General features: G+C 55.4%; 11 protein-coding genes. 9 read left to right on the top strand and 2 right to left on the bottom strand.

What is annotated here, in order from left to right:
- The first annotated feature begins 238 nt into the window (after window positions 1–238).
- The 6 genes from ACSYSS_RS00195 to ACSYSS_RS00170 all read left to right on the top strand — a co-directional run bounded on the left by ACSYSS_RS00195 (window position 239) and on the right by ACSYSS_RS00170 (window position 9,137).
- Window positions 239–3,538: a BspA family leucine-rich repeat surface protein gene (locus ACSYSS_RS00195; RefSeq protein ID WP_491703547.1), complete on the top strand. Its 3,300-nt coding sequence runs from the start codon at window positions 239–241 to the stop codon at window positions 3,536–3,538.
- An 87-nt stretch (window positions 3,539–3,625) separates the two neighbouring features.
- Complete coding sequence (locus ACSYSS_RS00190; protein WP_491703546.1) at window positions 3,626–4,651, top strand: alpha/beta hydrolase; 1,026 nt, start codon at window positions 3,626–3,628, stop codon at window positions 4,649–4,651.
- Window positions 4,652–4,787: 136 nt separating this feature from the next.
- Window positions 4,788–5,819 carry an alpha/beta hydrolase gene (locus ACSYSS_RS00185; RefSeq protein ID WP_491703545.1) on the top strand — a complete coding sequence of 344 codons (1,032 nt, stop codon included), beginning with the start codon at window positions 4,788–4,790 and terminating at the stop codon, window positions 5,817–5,819.
- Window positions 5,820–6,002: 183 nt separating this feature from the next.
- Window positions 6,003–6,728: a flavodoxin gene (locus tag ACSYSS_RS00180; RefSeq protein WP_491703544.1), complete on the top strand. Its 726-nt coding sequence runs from the start codon at window positions 6,003–6,005 to the stop codon at window positions 6,726–6,728.
- A 66-nt stretch (window positions 6,729–6,794) separates the two neighbouring features.
- Window positions 6,795–8,201 (top strand): ferric reductase-like transmembrane domain-containing protein, encoded by a 1,407-nt coding sequence (locus tag ACSYSS_RS00175; protein WP_491703543.1) that lies wholly within the window; start codon window positions 6,795–6,797, stop codon window positions 8,199–8,201.
- A 30-nt stretch (window positions 8,202–8,231) separates the two neighbouring features.
- On the top strand, window positions 8,232–9,137 hold the full coding sequence (locus ACSYSS_RS00170) for an aldo/keto reductase (RefSeq protein WP_491703542.1): 906 nt from the start codon (window positions 8,232–8,234) through the stop codon (window positions 9,135–9,137).
- A gap of 88 nt (window positions 9,138–9,225) precedes the next feature.
- Here the strand turns inward: ACSYSS_RS00170 and ACSYSS_RS00165 are convergent, their stop codons facing one another.
- The gene (locus ACSYSS_RS00165; RefSeq protein WP_491703541.1) at window positions 9,226–10,467 is read right to left on the bottom strand and encodes an MFS transporter; all 1,242 of its coding nucleotides are present in this window, start codon (window positions 10,465–10,467) and stop codon (window positions 9,226–9,228) included.
- Window positions 10,468–10,685: 218 nt separating this feature from the next.
- Between ACSYSS_RS00165 and ACSYSS_RS00160 the strand changes: the two genes are divergently transcribed.
- From ACSYSS_RS00160 to ACSYSS_RS00150, 3 genes are all read left to right on the top strand, one after another.
- Window positions 10,686–11,033: a MerR family transcriptional regulator gene (locus ACSYSS_RS00160; RefSeq protein ID WP_491703540.1), complete on the top strand. Its 348-nt coding sequence runs from the start codon at window positions 10,686–10,688 to the stop codon at window positions 11,031–11,033.
- A 214-nt stretch (window positions 11,034–11,247) separates the two neighbouring features.
- Entirely contained in the window at window positions 11,248–12,378 is a 1,131-nt protein-coding gene (locus tag ACSYSS_RS00155) for an ATP-binding protein (RefSeq protein WP_491703539.1), read from the top strand.
- A 469-nt stretch (window positions 12,379–12,847) separates the two neighbouring features.
- Window positions 12,848–13,378: a flavodoxin gene (locus ACSYSS_RS00150; RefSeq protein WP_491703538.1), complete on the top strand. Its 531-nt coding sequence runs from the start codon at window positions 12,848–12,850 to the stop codon at window positions 13,376–13,378.
- Between the two features lie 852 nt (window positions 13,379–14,230).
- On the opposite strand, the gene ACSYSS_RS00145 is transcribed toward ACSYSS_RS00150, so the two are convergent.
- A complete protein-coding gene (locus tag ACSYSS_RS00145) occupies window positions 14,231–15,688 on the bottom strand; it encodes a Sau3AI family type II restriction endonuclease (RefSeq protein ID WP_491703537.1) in 1,458 nt (485 codons plus the stop codon).
- Window positions 15,689–15,739 lie beyond the last annotated feature (51 nt).

Raw genomic sequence — 15,739 nt, 5'->3', positions numbered from 1 at the left:
ATGCACTGCAATAGGGCTTTGTGCCTCAATCGAAATTTTTAATATACAAATTCGCAGTATTAGTCGAGCGAATAACTTCATTACGTGTTATAAATTATATATAGTGTAAATAAACGATTAATTACCGTTTGTTACCCTTATATCCTATAATTAATTGAATATTTACGATACGAAATGCTATATAGGTCAGAACTGTGTATAACGTTTTCCTGAAAAATTGAGGGGCCGAGGAGCAGCAATGATAAGGATACAAAGAGAGCAAAGAGCACGAAAGGGACAGAAGATCATAGTCAGGCTTGCCTCCGCCGTCGCCACCTCCGCCATGCTGCTCTCCACGGGATTCACAGCCATGGGCGGCCAGCCCCAGGTGGGAGAAAACGAGCCGTCCCCCAATGAGGCAAGTACGGCTGCCAGCAAGAAAACAGCTCAGTATGCAGCCAAGGTGGCGAAGCCGACGAAGCCAAAGCGGGCCAACGACAAGGCACTACGCAGCGCAGCCACATTAGGCAGCGGAGACCCATCATTCGCGCCGAGTGACGCTACAGATGGCGCCCAAATCTCATCAACGCCAGTCATAGGCCCGCAGGACGGGAATCCAACATTTTCCATGACCACGACCGTCAATTCGTCCGGTTGCGCAGCAGGCAACGCCGGCACATGGGGCACGGCGCACTGGACGGAATCGATGGACGGCGGGTCGTGCACGGCGCATTTCGGCGCCGGCCAGTTGGGCAACCGATGGTCCCCAAATTCAACGACGAAGCCGAATGGCATCATAGAATACACCATTGTGGACACCAGCGACGTGGCCCCTCTAGGCAATGCGGATAAGATCGTGTTCGACAATCCGGCGAACACCCAGCTACCTGACAGTAGCGGCGCATTGTTTGCACATTTCTCGACCACCGACTTCGAGGGGCTTGGCGGGATCACCACCACCAACGTCATCTATATGAAATCCATGTTCGCCGATGTGCAGGCCACGTCGCTGAACGTCTCAAACTGGGACACCAGCAAGGTCACCGACATGTCCTACATGTTCGATTCCTCGAAAGTCGAGAACCTCAGTCTTTCCAGATGGCAAACCGGCAAGGTCACCACCATGTCCCACATGTTCAACGAAGCCGGCATCAAGAGCCTTAACGTTTCAGGATGGGGCAACGGCAAGGTCACCGACATGTCCTACATGTTCTCATACGCCAGCGGCCTGACCACACTCAACCTCTCAGGCTTCAGCACCGGCAACGTCACCAACATGTCCAACATGTTCTCAAGCGACAGCGGCCTGACCACGCTCAACGTCACCAACTTCAGCACCGGCAACGTCACCAACATGTCCATGATGTTCTCAGGAGCCAGCGGCCTGACCACGCTCAACGTCACCAACTTCAGCACCGGCAACGTCAAAGACATGTCAGGCATGTTCTCAGGAGCCAGCGGTCTGACCACACTCAACGTCACAAACTTCAGCACCGGCAACGTCAAAGACATGTCAGTCATGTTCTCAGGAGCCAGCGGTCTGACCACACTCAACGTCACAAACTTCGACACCGGCAACGTCACCACCATGTCCTACATGTTCTCATACGCCAGCAGCCTGAAATCTCTGGACGTCACAAACTTCAGCACCGGCAACGTCAAAGACATGTCAGGCATGTTCTCAAGCGACAGCGGCCTGACCACACTCAACGTCACAAACTTCGACACCGGCAACGTCAAAGACATGTCCTACATGTTCTCAAGCGACAGCAGCCTGACCACACTCAACCTCTCGGGCTTCAATACCGGCAACGTCACCACCATGTCAGGCATGTTCTCAAACGACAGCGGCCTGACCACACTCACCCTTTCCTCAAGCTTCGGCACCGGCAACGTCAAAGACATGTCAGACATGTTCTCATACGCCAGCAGCCTGAAATCTTTGGACGTCACAAAATTCGACACCGGCAACGTCACCAACATGTCCGACATGTTCTCAGGAACCAGCGGCCTGACCACACTCAACGTCACAAACTTCGACACCGGCAACGTCACCAACATGTCCAGAATGTTCCGGGACTCCGCCATCACCGCTCTAGACATCTCCAACTTCGATATGAGAAGCCTGACTTCGCAGGCCGGCAACCCTGGAGACCTCAACATGCTCAGCTGCAGAGAGCTGCGGAAACTCACCACTGGCGCCAACAACAGACTGGATGCCAGCGCCGACCGAAGCCTCTCCTCCTTGTGGGTCCCAGACGGCTACACCGGCAACTGGGTAATGAGCACACCAGGCACATGGAAATCGACTTCGAACTACCCTAAAACAGCGCTTGGCGAAGTCTGCACACGGTCGGCCACTCCGGAGGGAGTCGGCACGTACATCATGCAGAAATCAGTGACGGTGAAACTCGTGAGCGGATATTGGGCTCCGCAAGCCGATGGAGCGGACACCATCGCGGCAGGCGCGGGAGACACCGTCACCCTGCCCGCCAAGAGCGATTTGGAGAACACGGCCTCGGACGGCATCCATTCAATACCGCTCGGCTGGATCTCTGCAACAGCAAACGGCAACGCGCCCTCGCAAAGCGAACGATATCTGACATGGCGAGGCGCCGAGCCTTCCGGCATCACTGCGCTCGGAGGCCAATACACCATTCCCGCTGATGCGTCCGGCGACCTCAACCTATACGCCGTCGAAAGGATGTATCCGCAGATCACCAGCGTGGCAATCACTGCTGTGCCGCACACCGCGAACGGCGCGCTTCCCGCCGGAAGCGCCGTAACAGTAGCGATAAAGGGCGCGCAATATGCCTGGCCTAACGGTACGACCACGACTATACCGACCAGCAATCTGAGCAAACTGAACAATCTTAATATGAGTTACACAGTGCACAGGCAGCACACGGATGGATCGCTATCGTCGGTGGGCGCAGCGGGATACAGCACTCTGCAGAGCGGTGCAATCACAATCCCTGCGGCGCAATTCGGCTCGCCAACGGCAACCGATACCGGGAACGTCACGGTGCAGCTAGGCATGGTCGACCAGGACGACCAAACCGCAAGCGTATATCAGCCTGCGGCGGGGATGACGACGCAGCCGATCTTGGCCTATATGACGGCTCCCACAGTCGGGCAGACGGTTACAGCCAAGGGCGCCAACACAATCTCCGGTACAGCCAATTCAACGCTGAAGAATGTGGCGTTCGAAACATCAACGTCCGCAGGCACAACCAAGCAGCCCCAAGGCACAGCCACGTGGCCAAATGGATCTTCCACCGCGCTCACCATCGATGCGACGGGGAAATGGACGGCAGATGCACCTGCGAATACGCCTAAATCCGGAACCGTGACCTTGCAAATCACGGATGCGGAAGGCAACCAATCGGCAACGCAATCAGTGGAATACAAGCTGACCCTGCCAACATCCAGCCTGCCCTTCACCGGGCACCGCAACATCGAGAAAATGGCGGTACCGCTGGCCATTGCTGTGGCATTAGCGGCCATTGCAGTCCTGCTGTACCGCAAGCGCTCGGAATACAGCATCACCGAGGGCTGAGGTGAGCCCGAGCAATTTCCCCGCTAGCTCGCAGACGATTCTCAGCCATGCGATTTTCACCGTGGTAATGTCGTAAACAGGCACACATTGAACAGTGGTGTTGAGCACGGTGAGAAGGCAGACATGAAACGACAATCCGACGAACGCACGGATACACAGGTGCGCGGCTCTGGCACAAAGGCCATGCTTCGCCGTTGCCCTACCTTCATCGCCGTACTCGCCGTCATCATCGCGCTGGCCTTAGGGCTGGGCACGCTGTTAGTAGTACGAACCAACATACTGACACCAGATGCCGAGGCACAATCGCAGTCCGGCACATCCGTCAAGTCCTCAGCCTCAAATGTCAACGGAGCGGGCGGCTCCGATAGCACCAACGCCATTGCCACCCTGTATATTCACGGCTACAACGGCGGCACAGCCACCACCAACAGCATGATCGCCTACGCCGAGCAGCATGACGGCGCAACCAAAGTACTCACCGCCACCATTGCAACAGACGGCACAGTAAGCCTTGAGGGCACCTGGAATAAGAACACCGCCTCGCCCATCATTCAGGTGCTGTTCGGAGACAACACAAACGAAGACTATGACACCACCACCCAATGGATGTATAACCTCATCACCACGCTGCAGAAACGCTACGGCATCACGCAATACAACATCGTGGCCCACTCCATGGGCAACTTGGTAGCCATGTACTACGAAGAACAATATGGCCAGGACTCCAGCCTGCCGAAACTCGCCAAAATGGTGAACATAGCCGGGAACTTCGACGGCGAGCTTGGCGTGGACGACGAGGCCAACAAGAATTCGCTGGGCACCGACGGAGCGCCCAAATACCAAAACAAGGACTACCACAACCTCCTTGCAAAGCGTAGCAACTTCCCCACCGAGGTAGGCGTGCTCAACATCTTCGGCAACCTTGACGACGGCACCAACTCCGACGGTGATATAACCACCGTTTCCGCACGTTCACTCGGCTACCTGCTACAGGCAATCACATCAAGCTACCGTGAAATAGAAGTCCACGGTGCCTCTGGCCAGCACAGCCAATTGCACGAAGACGATCAACTCACGGCCGACATCGACAACTTCCTTTGCCCAGAGACCTGATTGACTATCACACAATGGTTGCTCGCAGAATTCTCATAGATTCCCTGCGCGAAACCAACCAAAAATGCAGCATTGTTGCCCTCTACACGACTCGAAGTCCTATAGTTTATTGTGGTTCCTCAAGTGGGGTGGGCAAATGGACAATCGGCGCAACGCATTCGGCAAAAAGCGGTCAGACACGGGCAATCCTGGAAGGCATGGGTCAGAGCCCCAAAAGACGGCCAGCGGGCACACAACCTTGCTCACCATCCTGGCTACGGCTGCGGCAGCGATTATCGTACTCGCCATTGCCGTTGTGCCAATGATGCGTGCCAATAACGCTCGCACAAGAACTTCCTCGGATACCGGCACGGCCCCAGAATCAACCTCGAGATCGAAAAACTCTGAGCAGGGCGACGACGGCAACAACCAGGCTACCAAAGCTTCAGACACCGTGCCGACACTGTATATGCATGGTTGGAACGGAGGCAGGGTCAGCACCGACAGCATGATCGAATACGCCGAACAACATAGCGACGCCACCAAGGTGCTCACCGCCACCATATCAGCCAAAGGCGAGGTGAAGCTCACCGGCACGTGGCAGGCGAACGCCAAACGTCCGCTTATCCAAGTGCTGTTCCAAGACAACAAAAACAGCGACTACGGCACCACCAGCGAGTGGTTCCACACGCTCATCGCCACGCTCCAGAAGCGCTACGGCATCACGCAATACAACACCGTGGCGCATTCCATGGGCAACATGACGGCGATGTACTACGCGGTGGACCATGGGCAGGACCCCAGCCTGCCGAAACTCGCCAGACAGGTGAACATAGCCGGCAACTTCGACGGCATCATGGGCATGGACGACGCACCGGGAAAGAACACCATTCAGGCGGACGGCTCGCCCAGCTACCAAAACCAGTACTACCGCTACCTGCTGGCCCACCGATCCGGCTACCCCGACGGCGTGGACGTGCTCAACATCTTCGGCAACCTCGACGACGGCACCAATTCCGACAGCAGCGTCTCCACACCATCCGCGCAATCATTGGGCTACCTGCTGCGCGGCAAGGCGAAGAGCTACAGGGAAATCGAAGTGCACGGCAAGGCGGGGCAGCACAGCAAGCTGCACGAAAACGACGAAGTCACCGCCGACATCGACGATTTCCTCTGGCCGAAAAGCTGACACTCCCTGCAACGGCGGCGTTCCGGCTGCTTGCACGCCCTGATCATTATCCGAACATCCTCCGCATCCAATTTGGCAGTTCAAGTGCTCTAAGTCATAGAGTGGCCTTAATCGCATGTTTGAAGTCAGAGAGCAGACACCTCCAAATATGCTTCATAACTTCATTTGTACAAAGAGGGGAATATGAAGCAATTCATCAGTGGACACAAACGAGCGCTGACCGCCGCCGCGGCGATCGTTGCGGTCATCGTAGTGGTGGCGGGGCTGCTGGGCTGGAACCTCCAACGCAGCAGGGCCAGCCGAGCGGCACAGAGCACGCAGCAGACGACAATCACCGCGAAACCGACGCCGAAGAAGTCAAGTGCCAAGGCAGACGTTACGGCGGAAGCAAGCGGCAACAAGATCCTCATCGTCTACTTCTCACGTGCAGGCATCAACTACGGCAACCAGAACCTCAAGATCGGCAACACCCACCGCGTGGCCGATGAGATCACCCGCGTCACCAAAGGCGACGAAGTGGAGCTCAAGACCGTGAAGCCGTACCCGGCAAGCTATGACCAGACCGTGAACCAGGCGCAGGACGAGCAGACCAAAAATGAGCGGCCGCAGCTGCAGAACCCGCTGCCTGATGTCTCGCGGTACCAGACCGTGTTCCTCGGCTACCCGATATGGTGGAGCGACATCCCCATGCCGGTGCGCACGTTCATGGATGCCGCCGACCTCAACGGCAAGACCGTGATCCCCTTCTCCACCAACGAGGGCTCCGGGTGGGGCAATTCGCTGGAGACCCTGAAGAAGCAGTATCCAAAGGCCGACTTGAAGAAGGGCTTCGAGATCGAGGGCGAGCAGGCCGCCGGCGCAAACAAGCAGATCGACAGCTGGCTTGCCGGGCTCGGCTACAAGGGCTGATTGAACGGCTCCAAACAAGACGACAGACCAAACCGTCCGAAGCCTGGAAACCCAAAGAAGGTAATCATGTTGAAAAGTCATCCCATCGCGCTCGGCTGCATCTGGGTGGTGATATTGCTTGCACTGCCGGCACCTCTGATAGCGCTGCTGAACGTTGGGCTGGCGCCCGCCGCCACATCGCAGCTGCTGCCCATCGACGCCGGAATCGTGGCGTATGTGTGGTGGCTGGCGGCGACCGTGCTCGCCACGAGGCCACGCTGGCTCGACCGGCTCGTGGGCCTGCCGAAGATGTATCTGGTGCACTCGCTGCTGGGCGTAGGCGCGCTGGCGCTGGCCTATCTGCACCGCCACTTTCTGATGAGCATGGGTCGCTGGATCAAGCTGACCGGCAACATCGCTTGGTATCTGGCCGTTTTCGGCATCATCTATGCCTTCGTGTTCCTCTCTGGCGTGTTCGTCGACCGATTTGCGGTGGTGACGCGAGCCAAGCGCTGGCTGGAGCACGTGTTCAACCATCAGGTTTCGATATGGCTTCACCGGTTGAATCTGGTGGCGATTCTGCTCATCTGGCTGCATGTGAACCTCATCGGACGCATCGCCGTGCACGCAGGGTTCATGACCCTGTTCGACCTCTACACCGTGGCTGCGCTTGGCTGCTATTGCTGGGCGAAGTGGGGCGCACCTACCGGGTACCTGCAGGGAACCGTTGTGGAGAACCGGCCGCTGAGCAATCAGACACAACGCATCATAGTGGAGTTTGGCAATGCTGGAACCCCAGACGTTGATTCAAAAAGCAGGGAAACCGACAGCGGCACTGACCGCTCATACCCCGCCGGCAGCTATTATTTCTTCCAGTTCCCCGATATTTCGGGCGAAAGCCATCCGTTCTCGGTTTCCAGCGCACCGAATCCAGGAGGTAACGACGCCTTGACCGCAGACAGCAGAGACACGGGTGCCCCCGCAGCCGAAGGCCGGCAGAGCGGGCACCGCATGACGCTCACAGTGCGTAAACTCGGGGATTACACCAGAAAGCTGGCCACACTGCAAATCGGCAGTGAGGTACATGCCGAAGGACCGTTCGGCCAGTTCAATGCGGATATCGGGCAGTGCGCGACCGACGGCAAACCAGTGGTGCTCATCGGCATGGGAACCGGGGTGGCACCACTGCTTTCATTGGCTCAGGAATATGCCGGCTGGCTGCCCATCCACGTGCTCTGGACGGTCTCGGCCCAGTCCGAAGCCTATTTCGACCAGGAATTCCAAGCGCTGGCCGGCTCCGGCGGCATTCGGTACAACATGCAGATCGGGCGCCTCAAGGCCGCGCAGATTCCGCAATTGTTCAGTCAGGACGAACTGGCCAAGGCGCAATTCTTTATCGTCGGCCCGGCGCAAGGGGTCATCGACGTGGAGCACATGCTCAAACGCAACGGCGTGAACCATGGAAGGCTCGTCGATGAGCGACTGACCATGTGATTGACATGAAATGAATGGAATGGAGTGAATATGAACGATTCAGCATTGAATGGTGCAGCAGAGTCTGTGGCACAGGTAAAACTGAGCAACGGTGTGATGATGCCGCAGGAGGGATTCGGCGTCTTTCAGATCGCGGACGCAGAGGAATGCGAGTATGCAGTGGAAGCTGCATTGCGTTGTGGCTACCGACTGCTCGACACCGCCAGTAGCTACGGCAATGAGGCGGCGGTCGGAAAGGCAATCAAAAAGAGCGGTGTGCCGCGCGGAGACCTCTTCATCACCACGAAGGCCTACATCCAGGAGATGGGCTACGAGCAGACGCGCGAGGCCTTCGAGCGCTCGTGCGCGAACCTCGGTACCGACTACCTCGACCTCTACCTCATCCACATGCCGCTGAACGACTACTACGGTGCGTGGCGGGCGATGACGGAACTCTACAAAGCCGGACGCATCCGGGCCATCGGCGTCTGCAATTTCACCGCACCGCAGCTCCTGGACCTGAGCCTCAACGCAGAGGTCAAGCCGATGATCGACCAGATCGAGTTGCATCCCTTCTATCAGCGCCAGGCTACTTTGGATTTCATGCGCGAGCAAGGGGTACAGCCGGAGACGTGGGCGCCGTTCGCGGAGGGGATGAACGGCATGTTCTCCAACCCGGTGCTTGGCGAAATCGCCGCACGGCACGGCAAGTCAGTGGCTCAGGTCGTGCTGCGGTGGAACGTGCAGCGCGGCGCGGTCGTCATCCCCAAGTCGACCCACGAGGAGCGGATGAGGGAGAACCTCGGCATCTGGGGCTTTTCGTTGAGCGACGGCGAGATGGACCGCATCGCCGGTCTTGACCTGGACCATCCGCAGATGCTCGACCTGACCAAGCTCGCTGAGGTGCGCCGCGTGTACGACTACTTGGAGCACCCGGTGGTGACCACGTTGCAGTGATGGGGGCCGGAGGATTCGGGAGATCTGAAAGAAACTCCAGGAAACCCGAAAACCGCCTTGAATCTGATAACACCCCACGGTTCAACCGCTACGGCTGCCGCTTGAGCGCGCCGGCCGCAGCGTAGATGAGCATCGAGAGGGCGAAGGCGACCACCACGATGACGGCGATGCCGTGGTAGCCGCGTGTGGCGGCGAAGATCGGACCGGCGATGGCACCTTCGATAGTGACGCCGAGGTACATGGCCGCGTTGGTAAGCGCGGAGACGGTGCCACGCGCGGCGCTGGTCTGCTGCTGGGTCTGGTTCATCATGACCGGCAGCATGAAGCCCGCCACCATGAGCGCAATGACCAGCAGCACCACCGCAAACCACACATTCGTGGCCACACTGGTCAACGCATAGGGGATGCCCATGCCGAGCGCCCCAACGATGAGCGAACGTGCGGTGCCGAGCTTGGCGGCTACCTTCGGGCCGATGAGCGAACCAATGGTCTGGCCGGCGCCCACGGCCATGAGCGCGGCAGAGGCCCAGGTTTGGGACATACCGAAATCGCGGGTGAGCCAAGAGCTGATGTAGGTCATGCCCGACCAGCTGCCCACCATGAAGCCGAGGTAGGCCAGAAGGGAGAGCAGCAGCCTGCGATTGTGGAGCACCTCGGAGTAGCGGGCGAACGGGTTGCCCATGTGCGCACCAGCCACCGGACGCACGTGCGGGAACATGGCTGCGAGCACGATGACGAGCAACACCGCCAGGCCGGAGACCACATAGAAGGGCATGCGCCAGTTGGCCACCGAGAGCAGCGATCCAATCGGGATGCCGAGCACTTGGGCTACAGCCAGGCCCGTGGTGGCGTAGCCCATGGTTGAAACGACTTTTTTAGGCTCCGTCACCACCGGGATGGTGGCGTAGATCTGCGACCCGACGAACGCCGAGGCCATGCCGGCAAAGAATCGCACCGCAAAGAGCGTGGGGAAGTTCCACGCGAACCCGCACAGGCAGGTGAAGACCGCAAACCCGGCCACGCCGCCGATGATGACGGTCTTGCGGTCGAGTACGTCGGAGATCGGGCCGGCGAACAGCGCGCTCAACACGAAGCCGATGGCGTAGGCCGAGACCAGCCAGCCGCCGAGGGCGGTGGGGATGTGAAGCTCACGCTGAAGCACCGGCAGCAGCGGCGCAGTCAGGAACGTATCCGTACCGATGACGAACTGGGTGCAGAAGGCGATGAGGCCCATGTGAAGGTTGCGAGGCGCCGGACGACGGGGCACAGACGCTGTCTGCATTGCCGAATCGGAGCCCGAACCCGAAGCGGACCGGATTGATGATGCCATAGGAGTATTCCTCTCATGTCGAAATTTGTTGACATGACGAGCCTATAGGTTGACATTTGTGTCAAGGTCAAGCCACAGCCGCATTCCTTAGCCGCCAGCGAACACTGCGAAGGTATCACACTACGTTGCGATGCGCACGGAGTCGCGTCACACTGTCGGTTGCAAAACGCTTATGCCGGGAGGCGGCTCGGCACGATTACGGAGATGAAAGGGGACTCATGCAAATCGGCGCACTCGCCCATGCAACCGGACTGAGCACACGACAGATCAGATACTGGACCGAGCACGGCTTGCTGGAAAACCGCAGGGACACCAATGGCTACCGCATGTACGACAAAGATTCGCAAGATCGCGCACTGCGCATCCATACCTTGCTCGAATCCGGCCTCAGCATCGATGAAGTCTCGCAGCTGACGGGTTGCCTGGATCTTGATTCCGGGGTCTGCGAACGCGAACGAGCGGCATTGAGTGCGAAACGCAAGGAAATCGATAGAAGAATCAGCTGCCTACAGCGAGCGCAAGAGCTCATCGACAAAGCGCTCGCATTGCCGAAAGAGGCGGAATAAGGCCGAAATTGATACCTTGACACCAGCAAAGTAAACCTCTACTGACGAATTATCATACGCTCTACTACCGAATCTGCATACACTCTACTTATGAATTATCATGAACTGTACTTATGAATTTGCATAAATCCTACTTACGAATTATCATAAATCCTACTTACGAATTTGCATATTTAAGAAGGGCGCGATGATTCCAAGGACACTCGCTAGTTCAATGGCAGACATGCTGTCTTGGTTTCCCGTGGTTTCTGTAACAGGGCCGCGGCAAAGCGGCAAGTCCACGTTAATCAAGGCAGCGCTCCCAACATATGAATACATCAATCTCGAAGATGAAGCCACGCGCGCCAGCGCGGAGGAAGATCCCGTGGGGTTCATCCGCTCACGGAGTGATCATCTCATCATTGACGAAGCACAGTACGTTCCCAGCCTGTTTTCGCAGATTCAAGTCGAGGCGGACAATCGAGGCACCATGGGGCAATACGTACTCTCCGGCTCGCAGAACTTTCTCATGGAACGACGCATCGGGCAATCGCTCGCAGGACGTGTGGGAATGCTGCAATTATTGCCGTTGTCCTTTACTGAGGCCCACAGCGCAAATTCTTCATTGGGCATCGACGATTTTATGTTCCGTGGCGGCTATCCACATCTTTACGATGTCCCCACGCCGGCAAACATCTATTTCCGCAACTACATAGCGACATACGTACAACGCGACGTGGCGGAATACCTGGATGTGCGCAATCTTGGAGATTTCACCAAGTTTGTTCGATTATGCGCGCAAAGCGCCGGCAATCTGCTCAATCTCAGCGCGTTGGCCCGCGAGACAGGCATTGCTTTCGCCACCGCCAAAGAATGGCTGTCGATTCTCGAAGCAAGCTTCATCGTATTTCGATTGCCGCCATATTTCTCAAATACGCGAAAGCGGCTGACCAAGACGCCAAAACTATATTTTTACGATACAGGACTGCTTAATTATCTATTGGGGATTCAATCAGTCAACGAACTGCTTAACGACTCCAAGCGAGGCGACATATTTGAGAATCTCATCGTCTCAGAAACCGTCAAACGGTATAAGAACGCCAACGCCGATGCCGACCTATGCTTCTATCGAGATTCAAACCAAGCGGAAATCGACCTTGTGGATTGCCACAAACGCCACGAACCAGAACTCATCGAAATCAAATCCGGCCTCACCCCACGCCCTGATGCATTTAAGCATCTTGCCAGCATAGGGGAATTGCTCAACGTTCCAGCTGAACGCCGAACCGTGGTATACCGCGGCAGCGAAAGCTTCAACACAAAAAACGGACAGTTCTTGGCAGCCGATACGTATCTGCGAGAATAGTCTAACTAACACTCAGCGACCATATGCCTGACACTCAGAGCGATGAGATGAGCTATCGTCCCAAGGCTTTGCCGGCAATCGCAGACCATAAACCCACTAAAACTCTCCAGATAAGCGTCATCGTTCATTCCGCGAGGTTGAGGTCGTTGACCAGGTCGAAGAGAATGACCTCGCCAGCTCGCCGGCGCGCATGAAGGATGCAGCTTGCGTAGACACATGACCGCGGCTCTCTCGGTGGAATCAGTGTCAACGCCGCCCGCGAGGTAGACATCCGCGATGCGCACGCTGCGCCGCCTTTACAAGGCGGTCTTGAGACTCTCCACATAGCCGGAACCCGACCCCACTTGGTCGCATATAGACCGATTCGTCCGTCCATGAGGTTCGAGAGCGGCTGATATATTGGGCATAAAACGCGCCCGACCGTGTTCGTTGCGGATACCCGGCCACGGCGGCGGAAAGGAAGCATCAAATGTTAATCGCATATTTTTCATGGGATGACAGCAGCTACAGCAAGGATGGACTCAAAGTCGGGTTCACCCACCACGTGGCCGACGAGATTGCGCGCGTGACCGGCGCACAGGAGTTCGAAATCAAGCCGGAGCGGCTCTACCCCGACGACTACGACACAACCAAGGAGATCATCCTCAAGGAGCAGGCCGACGACGCACGGCCGAAGATCCGTGGGCCGCTGCCGAGCATTGCGCAGGGAAGCACCGTGTTCCTGGGCTACCCGAACTGGTGCGGCGAGGCTCCGATGGCGGTACGCACCTTCCTCGACGAGACGGACCATCTGAACGGCAAGACCATAATCCCATTCTGCACCTACGGCGGCTCAGGCTGGGCCAATACGCTCGAAACCATCAAGCAGCTCTGCCCAGGTGCCACCTTCCGCGAGGGCTTGGCGATCCAGAGCGACAAGGTGATCGATTCGATGCCAGAAATCGACAAATGGGTTGAAGGGCTTGGGTACGGGTTTGACAAGCAATCTGTGGATGAGTAGGAGCTTTAGCGACACGCAGCGGCACTAGTGGCGGTTCCCCTTTGCTCTCGGTCTGACTTTGCATCACCTGACACCCACAACCTGCCATTGTGCAGCTTCGCAGTTCCGCGGTTTACTATTCCACCTATAACTCCGACAAAGAGTGCCACTTTTCGACACTCTTTGTCGGAGTTGTTTTTGGAACCGACAACTTATGCCGAAAAACGTCACTATCTGCCGGTGCAAGTCATGCGGTGTACAGCATATGCCATTCCGCGAGTTCAGCAACTCCGCTTGGTAACGCCATCTCCGGCATCATCCAGCGGAGTTTGTTTCAGCAAAACGCTTCAGCTGCACGCTACTGATGAATTATCATGAATCCTACTGACGAATTTGCATACAGCCTATGTCAGGGATTTGAAAGACTCTAAGTCAGGGATTCGAGAGCGTCTAAGTCAGTGATTTGAAAGTCACTATGTCAGTGATTTGAAAGTTTTAGTCAGCTTGTCAAAAACAAAAAAGACATAAACTGCAGCCACGCATTCACTATCTATCACTTTCCAAACACATTGTTGTGGGAGCCGGTTCTTACGAAAATTGCGCAATCGTCTTCACGTCGCCAACTGTTTGGCGTCACGCGCAAACTGGCTGGTTGCTTTGAGCACATAGCACAACTATCGTCCCATAGTCAAAGTCGAAGGATTAGCGATGGTTCCCGAACTGTCGTCGAGTATCGTGTCCAACATATCGGCAGGAGTGTCGTATGCTATGCCATTACCAGTTTCGACCAGCCGCGTAGCCTCGTCTAAAGCCAATCGGGTTTGTCTTGGTATCTGAATACGGTCTGATTGATTATCCATCACAACCCCAAAGTCATTGCTCATCCAGCTCATTATGCTGCTTTACTATGCTGGCAATGTAATGCCGATCCAACCAGAAACATTGTTTAGTAATTGTTTCACCATTGGGCAGTGTAACTTTATCGGTGTGGTCATCGCCATGCGGACGAAGATGACACACATGATTGAACTTCTTGCCCGGCAAGGGATTGTGTCCTTTCTGATAATGCTTTACTGACTTACTGCTTAGCATTAAGCCGTGTAGCTGTTCCCAAACTGGTTTAACGTATTTTTCAATGTCACGCTCGGGCATGTTCCACAAGAATTCATCAGTTAGAATGTCTGTTTCTTTTTTGCTATCAGTTCGGTGTGCTTTCCCCTTTGCTTGGAATGTCATAATAAGGAACTTGTTGGTTTCAAAGAACTGGTACATGAACGAATCATGCCATTGGACTGACTTGTTGGCCAACTCGGCCCATTGTTCTTTTCTTATATATGGAAATGACATATCTTGTTCAGGTAGTCCATTTTGATAAATGACAACCGTCTTAAGCGAATCTACGCCAGCAGCCTCAAATTGCTCTATACCTTTCACGCTTTTCTGCGAAGAATCTAGCATGCGCAATGCAAGTGTCGCATTGAAACCCTTAGAGATAGAAACTGGAATTCCTAGTGAATCAGCAATGTTCTGGACCGATTGACCAACATATTGCTGAGTCTTACTACGAACAAATTCATTGAGCGTTTGGTCGGCGCTCATCGGCAATCGCTCTGCTGATGTCTTTTGGCCAAGTCTCTGCCGGGCAATCTTCGTCATATATGAAGCTTTATAACTGAACGCCCTCTGCTTGGCCCTGATGAATCGCTTACCAGAATCTGGAGGTGCCGGTGCATCTCGAAGGGAAGAAGCAGCAGTGGCACCTTTTGTGCAAGCAGCCAAGTATGTGGTATCTGATTCACTAAGTTGATCGGCCTTACCTCCAGCAACCTTGGATTGGATATATGCCCAATCTTCCTGAATAGTCTTGAGATCTTCAGAATCATACTTAAGCAGAAAAGCATCAAGTAACTCACTATCAAGAATCGATGCATGCTTCTTACCACGATCGTCGAAATAGTAGACGATGATAATTTTTTGCGATTTTTCCCAAAACTGCGAATCTTCGAAAGTCTCCTCTGGCAATTTCAAATAATTGATGATATCGAGTACCAATCGTTCCTTAGCTGAAACCTTGCCGTTCTTCAGATGTTTCAGCGGAGTCACCTTGAGCTCATAGCGTTCATCGCCAACTTGGATATCCGCCTGTTTATCCGAATTAATGGGATACTGCAGTAATGATTCTTCCACAATTTGCCCCAAAGCGCCTTTGTTGCCTTTGGCAGTGCCGCGCCCCGTCTCATCTATATCGCGGAACGTCCTTCCGCGAGCGCTTAGCAACATGGTGAAGACGCTATCCAAATCACTGTACTTTCGTTCCTCATTGAGTGTCATATATGCGCCTTCCATCTCTTGCCAATTAATCTCAATCTAGCGAAGATAAAG

It is taken from the genome of Bifidobacterium sp. ESL1118 (assembly GCF_058505595.1).
This window is presented reverse-complemented; position numbering and strand designations above follow the sequence as displayed.